Genomic DNA, 15,293 nt, shown 5'->3' on the forward strand with positions numbered 1-15,293 from the left:
ATCACCCCGCCAGGTCCAGAATTCGTACAACAAGCTGCGAGAAGCTCATCCCTGCCTGACGAGCCGCCATCGGCACCAGGCTATGGCTGGTCATGCCAGGAGATGTATTCGCTTCCAACAGATAAAACTGGCCATCGCTGTCCAGCATCACGTCAATTCGCCCCCACCCTTCACAGCCAAGGCTATCCCAGGCTTTCTGTACCAGAGCCTGAATTTCTGACTCACGTGAGGGTTCTTCAAAACCAGGGCAGAAATATTGCGTCTCATCAGAGAGATACTTCGCTTCATAATCATAGAAGGTTCCAGCCGCCTGGATACGTATTGACGGTAAAATTTCTTCTCCGACGATAGCGACGGTAAATTCTGGCCCACTGAGCCATTTTTCGATTAAAACTTCGTCATCATGCTGAAAAGCCAGCGTCAATGCATTTTGTAATGCACAGCTTTCACTCACTATCGACATGCCGACGCTTGAACCTTCACGACTGGGTTTAACCACCAGCGGTAAGCCAAGTGCCGTAATTTGCTGTTCTATGTCAGCAGAAAGCTCTGCATTAAACTGTTTACGCGTCAAAGCAACCCATGGTGCAACGGGTAATCCTGCTCCCTGCCACAGCAATTTGCTACGCAGTTTATCCATCGAGATAGCGGAAGCCATCACACCGCTGCCGGTATAAGGCAATCGAATCAGTTCAAGCAGCCCCTGCAACGTACCATCTTCACCGCCACGGCCATGTAACGCAATAAACGCTTTCTGAAAACCCATGTTTTTCAACTGAGTAATATCAACATCGCGCGGATCTACCGGATGTGCGTCAACGCCAGCTTCACACAGGCCAGCAAGCACCGCAGAACCTGAATTGAGAGAGACTTCACGTTCAGCGGAGGTTCCGCCAAGGAGGACCGCGATTTTATCAGCCATGGCGCTCCTCCTGCGTTTTTTGCGGTTGCAATTTGATTTCAGCCAGGTGACGGGCGATTTTACCGATATTTCCCGCTCCCTGAACCAACACCAAATCGTTGCCGGTCAATACAGAAGCCAGCATCTCCGCCGCCTGTGTCGGGTCTGAAACCAGAATAGGATCCACTTTACCGCGCCCGCGAATCGTACGGCACAGTGAACGACTATCAGCACCAGGAATAGCAGCCTCACCAGCAGAGTAGACGTCGAGCATCAGCAGAGCATCAACCTGAGTCAGGACATTGGCGAAATCGTCGTACAAGTCGCGCGTACGGGTAAAACGGTGCGGCTGAAACAGCATGACCAAGTTTTTATCCGGCCAGCCCGCACGCGCCGCTTTAATGGTGGCATCAACTTCCGTCGGATGATGACCGTAATCATCAATCAACATGGCGGTCCCCTCTTTGCCATTAACTCCGGCTAATGGGTATTCGCCAAGGAAATCAAAACGACGACCGGTACCCTGGAAGCTTTCCAGCGCATGCAGAATGGCTTCATCTTCGATGCCCTCTTCCGTCGCCACGGCCACCGCCGCCGCTGCGTTTAGCGCATTGTGCCGACCTGGCGCATTGAGCGTTACCTGAATAACGTCTCTGTCCTGGCGAATCAGGCGGAAATGCCCCTGAGCACCGACCTGGCGATAATCTTCAATGCGAACATCGGCATCATCGCTAAATCCGTACGTGGTTATCTGGCGACCAACGCGCGGCAGCAGTTCACGGATAACCGGATCGTCCACGCACATCACCGCGCGTCCGTAAAACGGCAGGTTGTGCAGGAAGTTAATAAACGTCTGCTTCAGGTTTTCGAAGTCGCCATGGTAGGTGTCCATATGATCGGCTTCGATATTGGTCACCACGGCGACCATCGGCTGCAAGTGCAGGAACGAGGCATCGCTTTCGTCCGCTTCGGCAATCAGATAACGGCTATGTCCCAGGCGCGCATGAACACCCGCAGCTTTCACCAGCCCACCGTTCACGAAGGTTGGATCGAGACCCGCTTCGGCATAAATGCTGGAAACCATCGCTGTCGTCGTCGTTTTTCCGTGCGTCCCGGCGATAGCAATACCGTGGCGAAAGCGCATCAGCTCCGCCAGCATCTCCGCGCGACGAATAACCGGAATTCGTGCTTCATGGGCAGCGACAATCTCCGGGTTCTCTGCAGAGATTGCGCTGGAAACCACCACCACACTCGCATCGCGAACGTTTTCAGGGCGATGGTTGAAATAAATAGTGGCGCCAAGTTGAGTCAACTGCTGAGTCACCGGATTCGGCGCCAGGTCGGAGCCGCTAATCTGATAACCTTCGTTCGCCAGAACTTCGGCAATACCGCCCATGCCGGCACCGCCAATGCCAACAAAGTGAATGTGCCGGACGCGACGCATCTCGGGCACTATGGAACGCAGTTTTGCCAGATCTTGTGTATTCATTCTTTACGCCATCAACTTCTTTATTCGGACGGTGATTATCACCGCGATTAGCGCGCCAGTGCTGCGGCGCTGACTTCTTCTGCTACCCGCTCGGTAGCGTCCGGAATCGAGGCTCTACGCGCTCGCTCCGCCATATCCAGCAGCGTTTCGCGATCCCAACCGGCCAGGACTTGCGCGACGGCATCCACGGTAAACTGCGGTTGTTCGAGAATCTTCGCTGCGCCCGCTTTCTCCAGCGGTAGTGCATTCCAGTACTGCTGCCTGTCTTTGTGCTGAAAAGGCACAAATAGCGCCGGTAAACCAGCGGCGGCAATTTCGCTCACCGTCAGCGCCCCGGAACGGCACACAACAACATCGGCCCAGGCATAAGCCGCCGCCATGTCGTCAATAAATTCGGTCACTTTGTGCTGCGGCTGCCCGGCATCGGTATAAGCCTGCTGCACGGTTTCCTGTCCACCTTTACCGCTCTGGTGCCAGATGGTGACAGAAGAACCCAGCTTCCCCGCCACCTGCGGCATCGTCTGGTTAAGCACGCGCGCGCCCTGCGAGCCCCCCACGACTAATACGCGAATGGGTCCCTGACGCCCGGCTAAGCGTTGTTCTGGCAACGGCAGCGCGAGGACATCGGTACGAACCGGGTTACCAACAACATCGGCATCCGGAAAAGCACCAGGAAACGCCTGCATCACCTTTTTAGCAATTTTTGCCAGCCACTTGTTGGTCAGGCCAGCGATCCCATTTTGCTCATGCAGTACGACTGGAATACCCAGCGACCAGGCCGCCAGACCGCCGGGACCGGAAACATATCCGCCCATCCCCAACACCACATCCGGCTGAAAACGCTGCATGATCGCCCGCGCCTGACGCCAGGCGTTGAAAATACGGACCGGCGCCAACAGCTGCGCCTTCAACCCCTTGCCACGCAGGCCGGAAATCTGGATGAAATCAATCTCAATGCCGTTTTTCGGCACTAAGTCCGCTTCCATACGATCCGCGGTGCCCAGCCAGCGAACCTGCCAGCCCTGGTCTATTAAATGGTGCGCAACCGCCAGCCCGGGGAACACATGCCCGCCGGTACCGCCCGCCATCACCATTAACCGCTTTTCCTGACCGCTCATCGAACACCCCGTGTAAACGCCTGGGCTTTTTCCAGACGCGTTTCGTAATCAACTCGTAACAGCAACATGATGGCCGTCGACATAATAAGCAAACTGGAACCACCGTAACTAATCAGCGGTAGCGTCAGACCTTTGGTTGGCAGCATACCTGCCGCCGCGCCGACGTTAACCAGCGCCTGGAAGCTAAACCAGATCCCAATGGCACAGGCCAGAAAACCAGAGAAACGGTGATCAATCTCAAGCGCTTTGCGACCAATGGACATGGCGCGAAAAGCGACGAAGAATACCATTAAAAGCGCGAGTACCACACCGATATAACCGAGTTCCTCGCCGATAATGGCGAAGATGAAATCGGTATGAGCCTCGGGCAAATATTCCAGTTTCTGTACCGAGTTACCCAGGCCCTGCCCCCACATTTCGCCGCGACCAAAGGCCATCAGCGACTGGGTTAGCTGGTAGCCGCTACCGAACGGATCTTCCCACGGGTTCCAGAAAGAGGTTACGCGGCGAATACGATACGGTTCGGCGAGAATCAGCAGCACAACTGCCGAAATCCCCATCCCGATAATCGCGATAAACTGCCACAGCTTGGCTCCCGCCAGGAACAGCATAGCCAGAGTGGTCACAAACAGCACAACGACGGTACCGAGGTCAGGCTGTGCCAGCAGCAAAATCGCCAGCACGAAAATCACGCCCATTGGCTTCAGGAAGCCGCGGAGGTTGTTACGCACTTCATCGCCTTTACGCACCAGGTAGTTGGCGATATAACAGAACAGCGACAGCTTGGTAAACTCAGCAGGCTGAATACGCAGCGGCCCCAGCGCAATCCAGCGCGATGCCCCGTTAACCGAGCTGCCAACCACCAGAACGATCAACAGCATGACGATAGAAGCAATCAGCATCGCGGTACTATGGCGCTGCCAGAACTCCATCGGCAGGCGCAGCGTCACCATCGCCAGCCCTAACGCCAGCAAAATGTATAAACCATCACGCTTGGCGAACAAAAACGGATCGTTAGCCAGGCGCTGCCCCACCGGCATTGAAGCCGAGGTCACCATGATGAAACCGATAGCGGCCAGGCCAAAGGTCAGCCACAGCAGCATCCGGTCATACATCACCAGGCTATCGCTATCTTTCTGTCGCGACCCCATCACCCAGCCTTTCATCGCAGCGAACAGCCAGGTGAAAATAAACATTCCCGGCAGTCTCAGCCGTGGCATTTTCAGGCGCGGGAGTGATAAACGCATCAGCCTAGCTCCTTCGCCAGACGAGCAAAGATATCGCCGCGTTGTTCAAAACTCTTAAACTGGTCCAGGCTGGCACATGCAGGCGACAGTAGCACCATATCGCCGGGAACAACCTGTGGCGCTATCTCGCGCATCGCTTGTTCCATGGTTTCAGTTTGCACGGCAACATCCGGTCGAAGCGCTGCCAGCTGTGCACCATCGCGGCCAAAGCAGTACAGACGGATATTGTCGCCGGTCAGGTAGCGACTTAACGGTGTGAAATCAGCCGATTTCCCATCGCCGCCCAGCAACAGATAGAGCGTTCCGTCAAGATGCAGCCCATTAAGCGCAGCTTCGGTGCTACCGACGTTAGTGGCTTTGGAATCATTGATCCAGCGCACGCCGTTATGCTCCAGCACCTGCTGGAAACGATGCGCCAGTCCGGTAAAGGTCGTCAGCGCCTTCAGGCTGCTGGCGCGCGGCAGGCCTGCGGCATCCGCCAGCGCCAGCGCCGCCAGGGCGTTACTGTAGTTATGCTGACCGCTAATCTTCATCTCTTTGACGTTGAGGACTTTCTCGCCTTTGACGCGCAGCCAGGTTTCTCCCTGCTGGCGGTTCAGGTGATAGTCGCCAACGTCAACGCCGAAGCTGATGCAGCGCTCGTCAGCGCCGCGTACCGGCATGGTCAAGGCATCATCGGCATTGACGATACAGGCCTGTGCATTTTCATAAATACGCAGTTTGGCAGCGCGATACTGCTGAAGACCCAGCGGGTACCGGTCCATATGATCTTCGGTGACGTTAAGAATGGTCGCCGCGACCGCGCGCAGGCTGGAGGTTGTTTCCAGCTGGAAGCTGGAGAGTTCCAGAACATAGAGTTCGCGTTCAGGATCCAGCAGCATCAGCGCCGGAAGGCCAATATTGCCCCCAACGCCAACGTTCAGCCCCGCCGCTTTCGCCATATCACCCACCAGCGAAGTTACGGTGCTTTTACCGTTAGAGCCGGTGATAGCGACAATCGGGGCCTGCGCTTCGCGGCAGAACAGCTCAATATCGCCGACAATTTCCACACCAGCATCAGCCGCCGCGCTCAGGGAAGGATGCGCCAGGGCAATACCAGGGCTGGCGACAATCAGATCGGCTGTCAGCAGCCAGTCATCGTTCAGACCACCGACATAGCGCTCAACGGCTTCCGGCAGTTTATCCAGTCCAGCGGGCGCGACGCGGGTATCCATCACCCGAGGCGTGACGCCACGAGCCATGAAAAAGTCCACGCATGACAGGCCGGTCATACCCAGCCCAATAATGACGACTTTTTTACCCTGATAATCTGCCATGATTAACGTACCTTCAGCGTCGCCAGGCCAATCAGCACCAGCATCAGCGAAATAATCCAGAAGCGCACGATAACGCGCGGTTCTGGCCAGCCTTTCAATTCATAGTGATGGTGAATCGGCGCCATACGGAAGATGCGCTGTCCGCGCAGCTTGAAGGAGCCGACCTGTAAAATCACCGATAACGTTTCTACGACGAAAACGCCGCCCATAATCACCAGCAGGAACTCCTGGCGCAGCAGCACGGCGATGATGCCCAGCGCGCCGCCGAGGGCCAGCGAGCCAACATCCCCCATAAAGACCTGTGCCGGGTAAGTGTTAAACCACAAGAAGCCCAGACCCGCACCGACAATCGCCGTACAGACGATCACCAATTCACCCGCATGACGTAGATAAGGAATGTGCAGATAGCTGGCAAAATTCATGTTACCGCTAGCCCAGGCCACCAGCGCAAAGCCCGCCGCCACAAACACGGTTGGCATAATCGCCAGACCATCAAGGCCATCGGTCAGGTTGACCGCATTACCCGTACCAACGATGACAAAATAGGCCAGCAGGATATAGAACAGGCCCAACTGCGGCATCACGTCTTTAAAGAATGGGACCACCAGTTGAGTCGCTGGCGTATCTTTGCCCGCCATATACAGCGCAAAGGCGACGCCAAGTGCAATCACTGACATCCAGAAGTATTTCCAGCGGGCGATAAGGCCTTTGGTATCCTTGCGCACCACTTTGCGGTAGTCGTCAACGAAGCCGATGATGCCGTAGCCGATCAATACGGTCAGCACGCACCAGACGTAAGGGTTGGACGGATAGGCCCACAGCAGTACGGAGACAACAATAGCGGTCAGGATCATGATCCCGCCCATCGTCGGAGTACCGCGCTTGCTAAAGTGTGACTCCGGGCCATCGTTGCGCACAACCTGGCCGAAAGAGAGTTTTTGCAGACGGGCGATCATGCGCGGTCCCATCCACAGAGAGATGAACAGCGCGGTCAGCAGGCTGACAATGGCGCGAAACGTCAGGTAGGAAAAGACGTTAAAGCCTGAATAATATTTGACCAAATGTTCGGCCAGCCATACTAACATGTTCCGTTCTCCTGTAATGCGCGTACTACCACTTCCATGGCGGCACTACGTGAACCCTTCACTAAAATGGTCATAATTTTGTGTTCTGCAATAAGCTCGCGCAGACGAGCTAACAGCGCGGCCTTCTCGCTAAAATGTTCGCCAACACCGCTGGCACTGCTGATATCTGAACTCAACGTTCCGACGCTCAACACGCAATCGAGACCAGCCGCTTTCGCCGCCTCGCCCACCTGACGATGGCACGTCTCGCTTTCTGCGCCGAGCTCGGCCATATCGCCGACAACCAGCACCCGATAGCCCGGCATCTCAGATAAAACCTGCACCGCCGCGGTCATCGAGCCGACGTTTGCGTTGTATGAATCGTCCAGCAGGAGTTGGCTGTCAGTCAGCTGGATCGGAAACAGACGCCCCGGTACCGCCTTCAGATCCCGCAACCCGGCTTTGATCGCCTCATGAGTTGCACCAACCGCCATTGACAGCGCAGCGGCGGCCAGCGCATTGGCGATGTTGTGACGCCCTGGCAACGGCAGCAGTACATCAACGCTGCCCGTTGGGGTTTGCAGGGTAAATTCAGTACCGTGCGAGGTCACATGAACGTTAGTCGTCGTAAAATCGCTATTAGCGGCATTCGGCGAAAAGCGCCACGTTTTACGTTCGCCAATCACGCTTTGCCAGTTCAGCCAGTCATTGTTATCGGCGTTCATAATGGCAATGCCATTGACCGGCAGACCGGTATAAATTTCGCCCTTGGCTTTGGCAACACCTTCCAGCGAACCAAAGCCTTCAAGATGCGCGGCAGCAAGATTGTTGACTAACGCGGCTTCAGGGCGCGTCAGGCTGACGGTCCAGGCTATTTCGCCCTGGTGATTAGCACCTAATTCGATAACCGCGTAATCATGTTCTTTGGTCAGGCGCAGCAGCGTCATCGGGACGCCGATATCGTTATTCAGATTGCCTGCGGTATACAGCGTGTTACCACACTGGCTGAGAATAGCGGCGGTCATCTCTTTGACCGAGGTTTTCCCGGAAGAACCAGTCAGTGCAACAACTCGCGCCGGAACCTGCTGGCGCACCCACGCTGCCAGTTCACCAAAGGCCAGACGCGTATCCTTCACCACCACCTGTGGCAAATCACACGCCAGTTGACGGCTGACCAACAGTGCGCGCGCGCCGGCGGCCTTGGCCTGTTCGGCAAAGTCATGGGCATCAAAGCGCTCGCCTTTCAAGGCCACAAACAGGCTGCCTGTCGTGACCTTACGGGTATCTGACGTGACCTCATCAATCGCCACATCGCTGCCGTGCAGTTCACCGCGCGTCACGTCGGCAAGCTGGCTGAGAGTCAAGCGAATCATGCTACCGCTCCCAGCAGACGCGCCACGGTGAGGCGGTCAGAGTAATCCAGTCGGCGATTGCCGACGACCTGGTAGTCCTCATGGCCTTTACCTGCCACCAACACCACATCGTTTTCTTTTGCCTGCATTACCGCGTTGGTGACAGCTTCCGCACGGCCTTCCACCGCTTTGGCACGACCCGCATCGAGCATACCCGCCAGGATATCGTTAATAATCGCCCGCGGCTCTTCGGTGCGAGGATTGTCATCGGTGACAACCACGATATCGGCAAATTCTTCGGCGATGGCCCCCATCAGAGGACGCTTGCCTTTGTCGCGGTCTCCGCCGCAGCCAAACACACACCACAGCTTGCCGTTACAATGCAGACGCGCCGCCTGCAGCGCTTTTTCCAGGGCATCAGGCGTGTGGGCGTAATCAACCACGACGGTCGGTTTACCCGGCGCGCTGAACACCTCCATTCGCCCGCAAACCGGTTGCAGACGAGAAGCGGTTTTTAACAGTTCAGCCAGCGGATACCCCAACGCCAGCAGCGTTGCCAGCGCCAACAGCAGATTACTGACGTTAAACGCGCCCATCAGGCGGCTTTCGATCTCACCGTTGCCCCAGTTGGATTCAAACTGAATGGTTGCGCCGCTATCGTGATAATTCACAGCGGTTGCTTTGAGCCAGCGGCCCCGGCAGTTCGGATTAATATGGTTTTCCATTGAAACAGCAACCGCATCCGGCAGCTTCGCCAGCCAGCGGCGGCCCACTTCATCGTCAGCGTTGACGATCGCCTGGCCGCAATGATGTGTTGAATAGAGCAGCCATTTCGCCGCTTCGTAATGCTCCATGTCGCCATGGTAATCGAGGTGATCGCGGCTCAGATTAGTAAATACCGATGCGGAAAACTTCAGCGCGGCAACGCGATGCTGCACCAGGCCATGGGAGGAAACCTCCATCGCGGCAAACGTCGCCCCCTGCCCTGCCAGGCCGGAGAGTACGTGCTGCACATCCACCGCAGAACCGGTAGTATTTTCTGTTGGGATCACGTTCTCCAGCAGACCATTGCCTACCGTACCCATCACCGCACTGGTTTCGCCAAGCAGTTGCGCCCATTGCGCCAGCAGTTGAGTGGTGGTGGTCTTACCGTTCGTCCCGGTAACGCCAACCAGGCGCAGCTGTTCCGAAGGCTGATGGTAAAAACGACCGGCCAGCGCGGATAAGCGCTCATTGAGTTGGCTCAGGTAAATGACCGGCACGCCGTGCATCTCACGGATTTCGCCGTCATCAGCCTCATCTTTGGCCTCAGCAATAATGGCAGCAACACCTTGCGCTATCGCCTGCGGGATATAACGACGCCCGTCCGCCTGATGACCCAAAACCGCGATAAAAAGATCGCCAGAAGCAGCCACCCGGCTGTCCAGCGTCATTTCCCGCAGAATTCGCTCCGGCGCATTTGGCACCCACGGAGCGAGAAGGTCGCGCAAATTACGATCTGCCACCTGTTCCCTCGCCTTGATTAATGACTAATTCACTTTTCTCAGCCGTTGCCAGCGCATCCGGCTCGATGTTCATGGTACGCAGTACGCCGCCCATGATGGCACCGAAGACCGGCGCGGAAACGGCGCCGCCGTAGTATTTACCCGCCTGCGGGTCGTTGATCACCACCACCAGCGCGAAACGCGGATGGCTGGCGGGCGCAACGCCTGCGGTGTAAGCAATATATTTGTTGATGTAGCGACCATCCGGTCCTACTTTCTTCGCCGTACCGGTTTTAATGGCGATGCGATAGCCTTTGATCGCCGCCTTCACGCCGCCGCCGCCGGGCAGCGCCACGCTTTCCATCATGTGAACAACAGTACGAACGAGTGATTCCGGGAAAACGCGCTCACCCGGAACCGGTGGATCAACTTTGGTAATCGACAGCGGGCGATAGATGCCATAACTGCCAATCGTTGCGTAGACTCGCGCTAACTGTAACGGCGTTACCATTAGCCCATAGCCGAAAGAAAAGGTGGCCCTCTCTATGTCAGACCACCGTTGTTTTTGAGGATATAAGCCACTGCGTTCTCCGACCAACCCCAAATTGGTCGCTTTTCCAAGTCCAAAACGTGAGTAAGTATCTACTAGCGCTGAGGACGGCATCGCTAACGCCAGCTTGGAAACACCGACGTTACTCGACTTCTGTAGTACCCCGGTCAGGGTCAATTCGCTATAGCGCGCCACGTCTTTAATCTCGTGGCCGTTAATTCGGTATGGAATGGTATTCAGCACGGTATTTTCATTAACGATACCGCGCTGGAGCGCCGTCATTACTACCATCGGCTTCACCGTTGAACCAGGTTCAAACACGTCGGTGATGGCGCGGTTACGCATCGTATCTTTGGCGGTACCGGCGAAATTATTCGGGTTGTAAGAGGGGCTGTTGGCCATCGCCAGCACTTCGCCGGTGTTAACATCGACCAGAACCGCAGTACCTGACTCCGCTTTGTTAAAGGCCACCGCGTTGTTCAGTTCACGATAGACCAGCGCCTGCAGGCGTTCGTCGATGCTCAGCGCAAGATTATGCGCCGCCTGGCTGTCGGTGGAAGAAATGTCTTCAATCACGCGGCCATAGCGGTCTTTACGCACGACACGTTCGCCAGGCTGGCCGGTAAGCCACTTATCGAAACTCTTCTCGACGCCCTCAATCCCCTGGCTATCCACGTTGGTGAAGCCAATAAGGTGAGCGGTTACTTCTCCTGACGGGTAGTAGCGGCGCGACTCTTCACGCAAATGAATCCCCGGTAGCTTCAGCTTGCGGATGTAATCGGCCATATCAGGGTTAACCTGACGCGCCAGATAGATGAAACGCATTCGCGGGTTGGTATTAATACGCGATGCCAGCTGATCCAGCGGCATATTCAACGCATCGGCCAGCGCTTTCCAACGATTATCCAGCGTGACACCGCCAGCATCGTGTAGCTCTTTCGGGTCAGCCCAAATCGCTTTTACCGGCACGCTCACTGCCAGCGGGCGACCAGAGCGGTCGGTAATCATCCCACGCGCGGTGGAAACTTCCTGTACGCGCAGAGAGCGCATATCGCCCTGACGTACCAGCATATCCGGACTAATCACCTGCAGCCAGGCCACGCGGCCCAGCAGGAAGCCCAGCGCCAGCAGAATACAGCCGCATAACAACGCAAAACGCCAACTGACAAAGTTGGCCTGTTCTTCCTGACGTTTTGCTTTTGGCGTTTTCGGCGCTGCTTTCATGCGTCGCAATAATCCTTATTTCTGTACAACGATATTTTCTTGTGATGGATCAACGTGTTGCATCTGCAACTTCTCCGTCGCGATCCGCTCAACCCGACTGTGATCGCCCAAGGCGTTCTCTTCAAGGATCAGGTTGCGCCATTCAATATCCAGCGCGTCACGTTCCAGAACCAGTTGTTCACGCTGTGCCGTTAACAGGCGAGTATGGTGCGCCGTTGTCACCACCGTAATCGCCGTAACAATGATGCAAATGAACAGACAGAGTGGCAGCTTCCCAAACCGCAGAAGGTCGTCTCCGATCACGCCAGGCAAAGCATGGCGCTCGTTGCTTCCAATCGACCCTTTAACCTTGCTTAGGGCTTCTGTCACTCTGCCGATCATGCGTTCGTCCTCTCTGCAATACGCAGAACTGAACTACGGGCACGAGGATTTTCAGCTACCTCTTCTTCACCCGGCATTAACTTGCCTAGTGCTCTTAACTCACGGCCGCCCAGTTTTTTGAGCTGCTCTTCGGTCATCGGTAATCCAGCCGGAACCTGCGGACCGCGGCTTTGTTCACGCATAAAGCGCTTCACAATACGGTCTTCCAGCGAATGGAAACTGATGATTGAGAGCCGCCCACCCGGAGCCAGCACGCTGAGCGAGCTTTTTAGCGCCTGCTCTATCTCCTCCAGTTCACTGTTCACCCAAATGCGCACCGCCTGGAAGGTACGGGTCGCGGGATGTTTGAATTTGTCCTTTACCGGGGTGGCGGCCGTCACAACTTCCGCCAACTCTTTAGTTCGCGTCATCGGCTCCACACGGTTGCGCTCAACAATGGCGCGGGCAATACGTTTACCAAAACGCTCCTCGCCAAAGGTTTTAATCACCCAGGCAATATCGGCTTCATCGGCAGTTTGTAGCCACTCGGCGGCAGATTGACCGCGAGTTGGATCCATGCGCATATCCAGCGGGCCATCGCGCATAAACGAAAAACCGCGTTCAGCATCATCAAGCTGCGGAGAGGAAACTCCAAGATCGAGCAGAATCCCATCGATCTTGCCAGTAAGTTCGCGCTCGCTAACATAATCAGCAAGCGCAGAGAAAGGACCATGAATGATGGAGAAGCGCGGATCATCGATGGTCTTCGCGACGGCGATAGCCTGTGGATCGCGATCGATTGCCAGCAGACGTCCCTCCGCTCCCAGTTGGGAGAGAATCAGACGCGAGTGACCACCGCGACCAAAGGTTCCATCAATGTAGATACCATCCGGACGAATATTCAGGCCGTTGACGGCTTCATCCAGAAGTACCGTAGTATGTTTAAAATTTTCCATCATTTTACAAAGACAAGTCCTGCAGGCGCTCCGACAGTTCCCCGGATGCGGACTGCTCAGCGTCGATATCTTCCTTGACCCGTTGATACCAGGTCGTTTCATCCCACAGCTCAAATTTATTGAACTGCCCGACCAGCATCACTTCTTTTGTCAGCCCGGCATGTTGCCGCAGCACCGGGGCAATCAATAGTCGCCCGGCATTATCCATCTGACATTCGCTGGCATGCCCCAGAAGCAAACGCTGCACGCGCCGCTCAGTGGGATTCATGCTCGATAAACGCGACAATTTTTGCTCGATGATTTCCCATTCGGGCAAGGGGTAAAGCAGCAGGCATGGGTGATGAATGTCAATGGTGCAAACCAATTGACCGGAAGCGTCCTCGATCAGCCCGTCGCGGTAACGCGTCGGTACGGCCAGACGGCCTTTGCTGTCAAGATTGACTAACGTTGCCCCTCGGAACATGCCAGCCTCACCCCTTTTCGCCACTTTAACCCACAAATTCCCACAAGAAGGAGTTTACGGAGCGGAGGAAAAGCTTGTCAAGCCAGCACGGATGCTAACAGAGCTCAAAAACCCATTATTTACAGCCGATATTCACCCTGATGGAAAATCACCCAACAAACGAAGCAAATTAACGTTATGAATATCGGCAAGAAAACAACCAACAAACTTGTAACAGTTAAAAGCAGCAAAATATCTTCGCGGGGAAAATATAAAGTGTCAGTTTGCGACGCGAGCGGCATTTTAGGCCATTCTGATGTCCGTTAACAGCACCAGTTGTTGTCAGAGAAGCACGTTTGCCGCGGGGTGCAGAGTAATGAGGGGGAGCACGGGCATAAAATGATTGTTAATTCAGCAAATAACCAAATGAATGTAACAAAATAATACGAATAAAAACCTGAAGCGCTTTTCATGCACGCACTTGATACAAAAAGGCAATGGGTCCTAATAAAACAAAAATAATACGTAAAGAAGTTTAGGGATTTGTCTGAAAGATATTCAGCCAAAAAATATTTACATCATTTGTTCGGATTATCGCCAGACGAGTATCCATCTGGCGAACAACCTACGAATAATCCTAACCGCATACTGCCGATATGTTTAACGACGGTTCAAACTACCACGACGATACAGATTGCGCCGGATGCGACTCAAGCCCGGCTTTGGTTTGCGCGGTTCATCAAGGCTAGCGAGCACAATCTCCAGCACGCGTTCAGCAACATCACGATGGCGCTGAGCAACGGCTAACACCGGACACTGGAGGAAATCCAGCAGCTCATTATCGCCAAAAGTCGCAATAGCCAGTTCAGAAGGCAGCTTCCCTTCACGACGCAGCGTGACATCCATCACCCCCTGCAACAGCGGAAATGATGTCGTGAACAGCGCCTGCGGCATCGGATGCGTTTCCAGCCACTTCTCGAATAGCTGTGCCGCTGCTTCGCGTTCATAGCTGTTGGCGTAGAGGTAATTCACCTCTCGCGGATCGTCTTTCCATGCCGTACGGAAGCCCTGCTCGCGCAGGAAGCTCACCGATAGCTCCGGTAACGCACCAAGATACAGTACCGTTTCAGCAGGGAATTTACGTAATTCCGCGCCGAGCATTTCAGCATCGTCCTGATCGGCACCAACAACGCTAGTAAAGTGTTCACGATCGAGCGCCCGGTCAAGGGCGACAATCGGGAAGGAATCATTGGCCCAGCGTTGATAGAACGGATGTTCAGGCGGTAGCGAGGTAGAAACGATAATGGCATCAACCTGACGCTGTAGCAGGTGCTCAATACAACGCATTTCGTTATCCGGTTGATCCTCAGAACAAGCAATCAATAACTGATAGCCGCGCTGACGCGCCTGACGCTCCAGGTAATTAGCGATGCGCGTATAGCTGGTATTTTCCAGATCTGGAATGACCAGACCAATGGAACGCGTGCGTCCTGCACGCAAGCCCGCAGCGACCGCATTCGGGTGATAATTGTGCTCACGAACAACCGCCATCACCTTTTCAACAGTCTTATCGCTAACGCGATACTGCTTCGCTTTACCGTTAATCACATAGCTAGCGGTGGTTCGCGAGACACCGGCCAGCCGGGCGATTTCATCCAATTTCACAATTGCCCCTTGGGTAATAAGTACAGAACATAACCATTCTTCAGGTATGGATTCATTTTTATAACATCTAAGCGCAGAAAAGTGAGCACAGCAACCGCTTTAGTCCACAGTTCCCACCGATTTCG

13 protein-coding genes are annotated in these 15,293 nt (G+C 55.0%); all 13 read right to left on the reverse strand.

Annotated features, from left to right (window positions below; genetic code table 11):
• Window position 1: 1 nt before the first annotated feature.
• Window positions 2–922, reverse strand: a complete 921-nt coding sequence (locus tag QVF11_RS04435; protein ID WP_287855331.1) for a D-alanine--D-alanine ligase — start codon at window positions 920–922, stop codon at window positions 2–4.
• Complete coding sequence (murC, locus tag QVF11_RS04440; RefSeq protein ID WP_287855332.1) at window positions 915–2,390, reverse strand: UDP-N-acetylmuramate--L-alanine ligase; 1,476 nt, start codon at window positions 2,388–2,390, stop codon at window positions 915–917. Before murC ends, QVF11_RS04435 begins: the two co-directional genes overlap by 8 nt.
• A gap of 47 nt (window positions 2,391–2,437) precedes the next feature.
• Entirely contained in the window at window positions 2,438–3,508 is a 1,071-nt protein-coding gene (gene murG / locus QVF11_RS04445; RefSeq protein ID WP_112215525.1) for an undecaprenyldiphospho-muramoylpentapeptide beta-N-acetylglucosaminyltransferase, read from the reverse strand.
• Window positions 3,505–4,755 (reverse strand): cell division protein FtsW, encoded by a 1,251-nt coding sequence (gene ftsW / locus QVF11_RS04450; RefSeq protein ID WP_142512311.1) that lies wholly within the window; start codon window positions 4,753–4,755, stop codon window positions 3,505–3,507. The genes murG and ftsW overlap by 4 nt, the downstream gene beginning before the upstream one ends.
• Window positions 4,755–6,071 carry a UDP-N-acetylmuramoyl-L-alanine--D-glutamate ligase gene (gene murD / locus QVF11_RS04455; RefSeq protein WP_287855333.1) on the reverse strand — a complete coding sequence of 439 codons (1,317 nt, stop codon included), beginning with the start codon at window positions 6,069–6,071 and terminating at the stop codon, window positions 4,755–4,757. The genes ftsW and murD overlap by 1 nt, the downstream gene beginning before the upstream one ends.
• A 2-nt stretch (window positions 6,072–6,073) precedes the next feature.
• Entirely contained in the window at window positions 6,074–7,156 is a 1,083-nt protein-coding gene (gene mraY, locus QVF11_RS04460) for a phospho-N-acetylmuramoyl-pentapeptide-transferase (RefSeq protein WP_110272559.1), read from the reverse strand.
• Entirely contained in the window at window positions 7,150–8,508 is a 1,359-nt protein-coding gene (gene murF / locus QVF11_RS04465) for a UDP-N-acetylmuramoyl-tripeptide--D-alanyl-D-alanine ligase (RefSeq protein WP_287855334.1), read from the reverse strand. The genes mraY and murF overlap by 7 nt, the downstream gene beginning before the upstream one ends.
• Window positions 8,505–9,992 (reverse strand): UDP-N-acetylmuramoyl-L-alanyl-D-glutamate--2,6-diaminopimelate ligase, encoded by a 1,488-nt coding sequence (gene murE, locus QVF11_RS04470; RefSeq protein ID WP_287855335.1) that lies wholly within the window; start codon window positions 9,990–9,992, stop codon window positions 8,505–8,507. Before murE ends, murF begins: the two co-directional genes overlap by 4 nt.
• Window positions 9,979–11,745 (reverse strand): peptidoglycan glycosyltransferase FtsI, encoded by a 1,767-nt coding sequence (locus tag QVF11_RS04475; protein WP_112215530.1) that lies wholly within the window; start codon window positions 11,743–11,745, stop codon window positions 9,979–9,981. The genes murE and QVF11_RS04475 overlap by 14 nt, the downstream gene beginning before the upstream one ends.
• Window positions 11,746–11,760: 15 nt before the next feature.
• Window positions 11,761–12,126 carry a cell division protein FtsL gene (ftsL, locus tag QVF11_RS04480; RefSeq protein ID WP_110272563.1) on the reverse strand — a complete coding sequence of 122 codons (366 nt, stop codon included), beginning with the start codon at window positions 12,124–12,126 and terminating at the stop codon, window positions 11,761–11,763.
• Window positions 12,123–13,064, reverse strand: a complete 942-nt coding sequence (rsmH, locus tag QVF11_RS04485; protein WP_112215531.1) for a 16S rRNA (cytosine(1402)-N(4))-methyltransferase RsmH — start codon at window positions 13,062–13,064, stop codon at window positions 12,123–12,125. The genes ftsL and rsmH overlap by 4 nt, the downstream gene beginning before the upstream one ends.
• Window position 13,065: 1 nt before the next feature.
• Window positions 13,066–13,524: a division/cell wall cluster transcriptional repressor MraZ gene (gene mraZ / locus QVF11_RS04490; RefSeq protein ID WP_110272565.1), complete on the reverse strand. Its 459-nt coding sequence runs from the start codon at window positions 13,522–13,524 to the stop codon at window positions 13,066–13,068.
• A gap of 639 nt (window positions 13,525–14,163) precedes the next feature.
• A complete protein-coding gene (cra, locus tag QVF11_RS04495) occupies window positions 14,164–15,168 on the reverse strand; it encodes a catabolite repressor/activator (RefSeq protein ID WP_112215532.1) in 1,005 nt (334 codons plus the stop codon).
• Window positions 15,169–15,293 lie beyond the last annotated feature (125 nt).

This window comes from Klebsiella sp. (assembly GCF_027492335.1).
In the GTDB taxonomy this organism is placed as follows: Bacteria; Pseudomonadota; Gammaproteobacteria; order Enterobacterales; family Enterobacteriaceae; genus Klebsiella; species Klebsiella huaxiensis.

Bases quoted from the DNA above. Each gene is read 5' to 3' on its own strand.
- mraY (WP_110272559.1), bottom strand. From the start codon at position 7,156: ATGTTAGTATGGCTGGCCGAACATTTGGTCAAATATTATTCAGGCTTT.
- mraZ (WP_110272565.1), bottom strand. From the start codon at position 13,524: ATGTTCCGAGGGGCAACGTTAGTCAATCTTGACAGCAAAGGCCGTCTG.
- ftsW (WP_142512311.1), bottom strand. From the start codon at position 4,755: ATGCGTTTATCACTCCCGCGCCTGAAAATGCCACGGCTGAGACTGCCG.
- murC (WP_287855332.1), bottom strand. From the start codon at position 2,390: ATGAATACACAAGATCTGGCAAAACTGCGTTCCATAGTGCCCGAGATG.
- QVF11_RS04475 (WP_112215530.1), bottom strand. From the start codon at position 11,745: ATGAAAGCAGCGCCGAAAACGCCAAAAGCAAAACGTCAGGAAGAACAG.
- murG (WP_112215525.1), bottom strand. From the start codon at position 3,508: ATGAGCGGTCAGGAAAAGCGGTTAATGGTGATGGCGGGCGGTACCGGC.
- murF (WP_287855334.1), bottom strand. From the start codon at position 8,508: ATGATTCGCTTGACTCTCAGCCAGCTTGCCGACGTGACGCGCGGTGAA.
- QVF11_RS04435 (WP_287855331.1), bottom strand. From the start codon at position 922: ATGGCTGATAAAATCGCGGTCCTCCTTGGCGGAACCTCCGCTGAACGT.
- ftsL (WP_110272563.1), bottom strand. From the start codon at position 12,126: ATGATCGGCAGAGTGACAGAAGCCCTAAGCAAGGTTAAAGGGTCGATT.
- murD (WP_287855333.1), bottom strand. From the start codon at position 6,071: ATGGCAGATTATCAGGGTAAAAAAGTCGTCATTATTGGGCTGGGTATG.
- rsmH (WP_112215531.1), bottom strand. From the start codon at position 13,064: ATGATGGAAAATTTTAAACATACTACGGTACTTCTGGATGAAGCCGTC.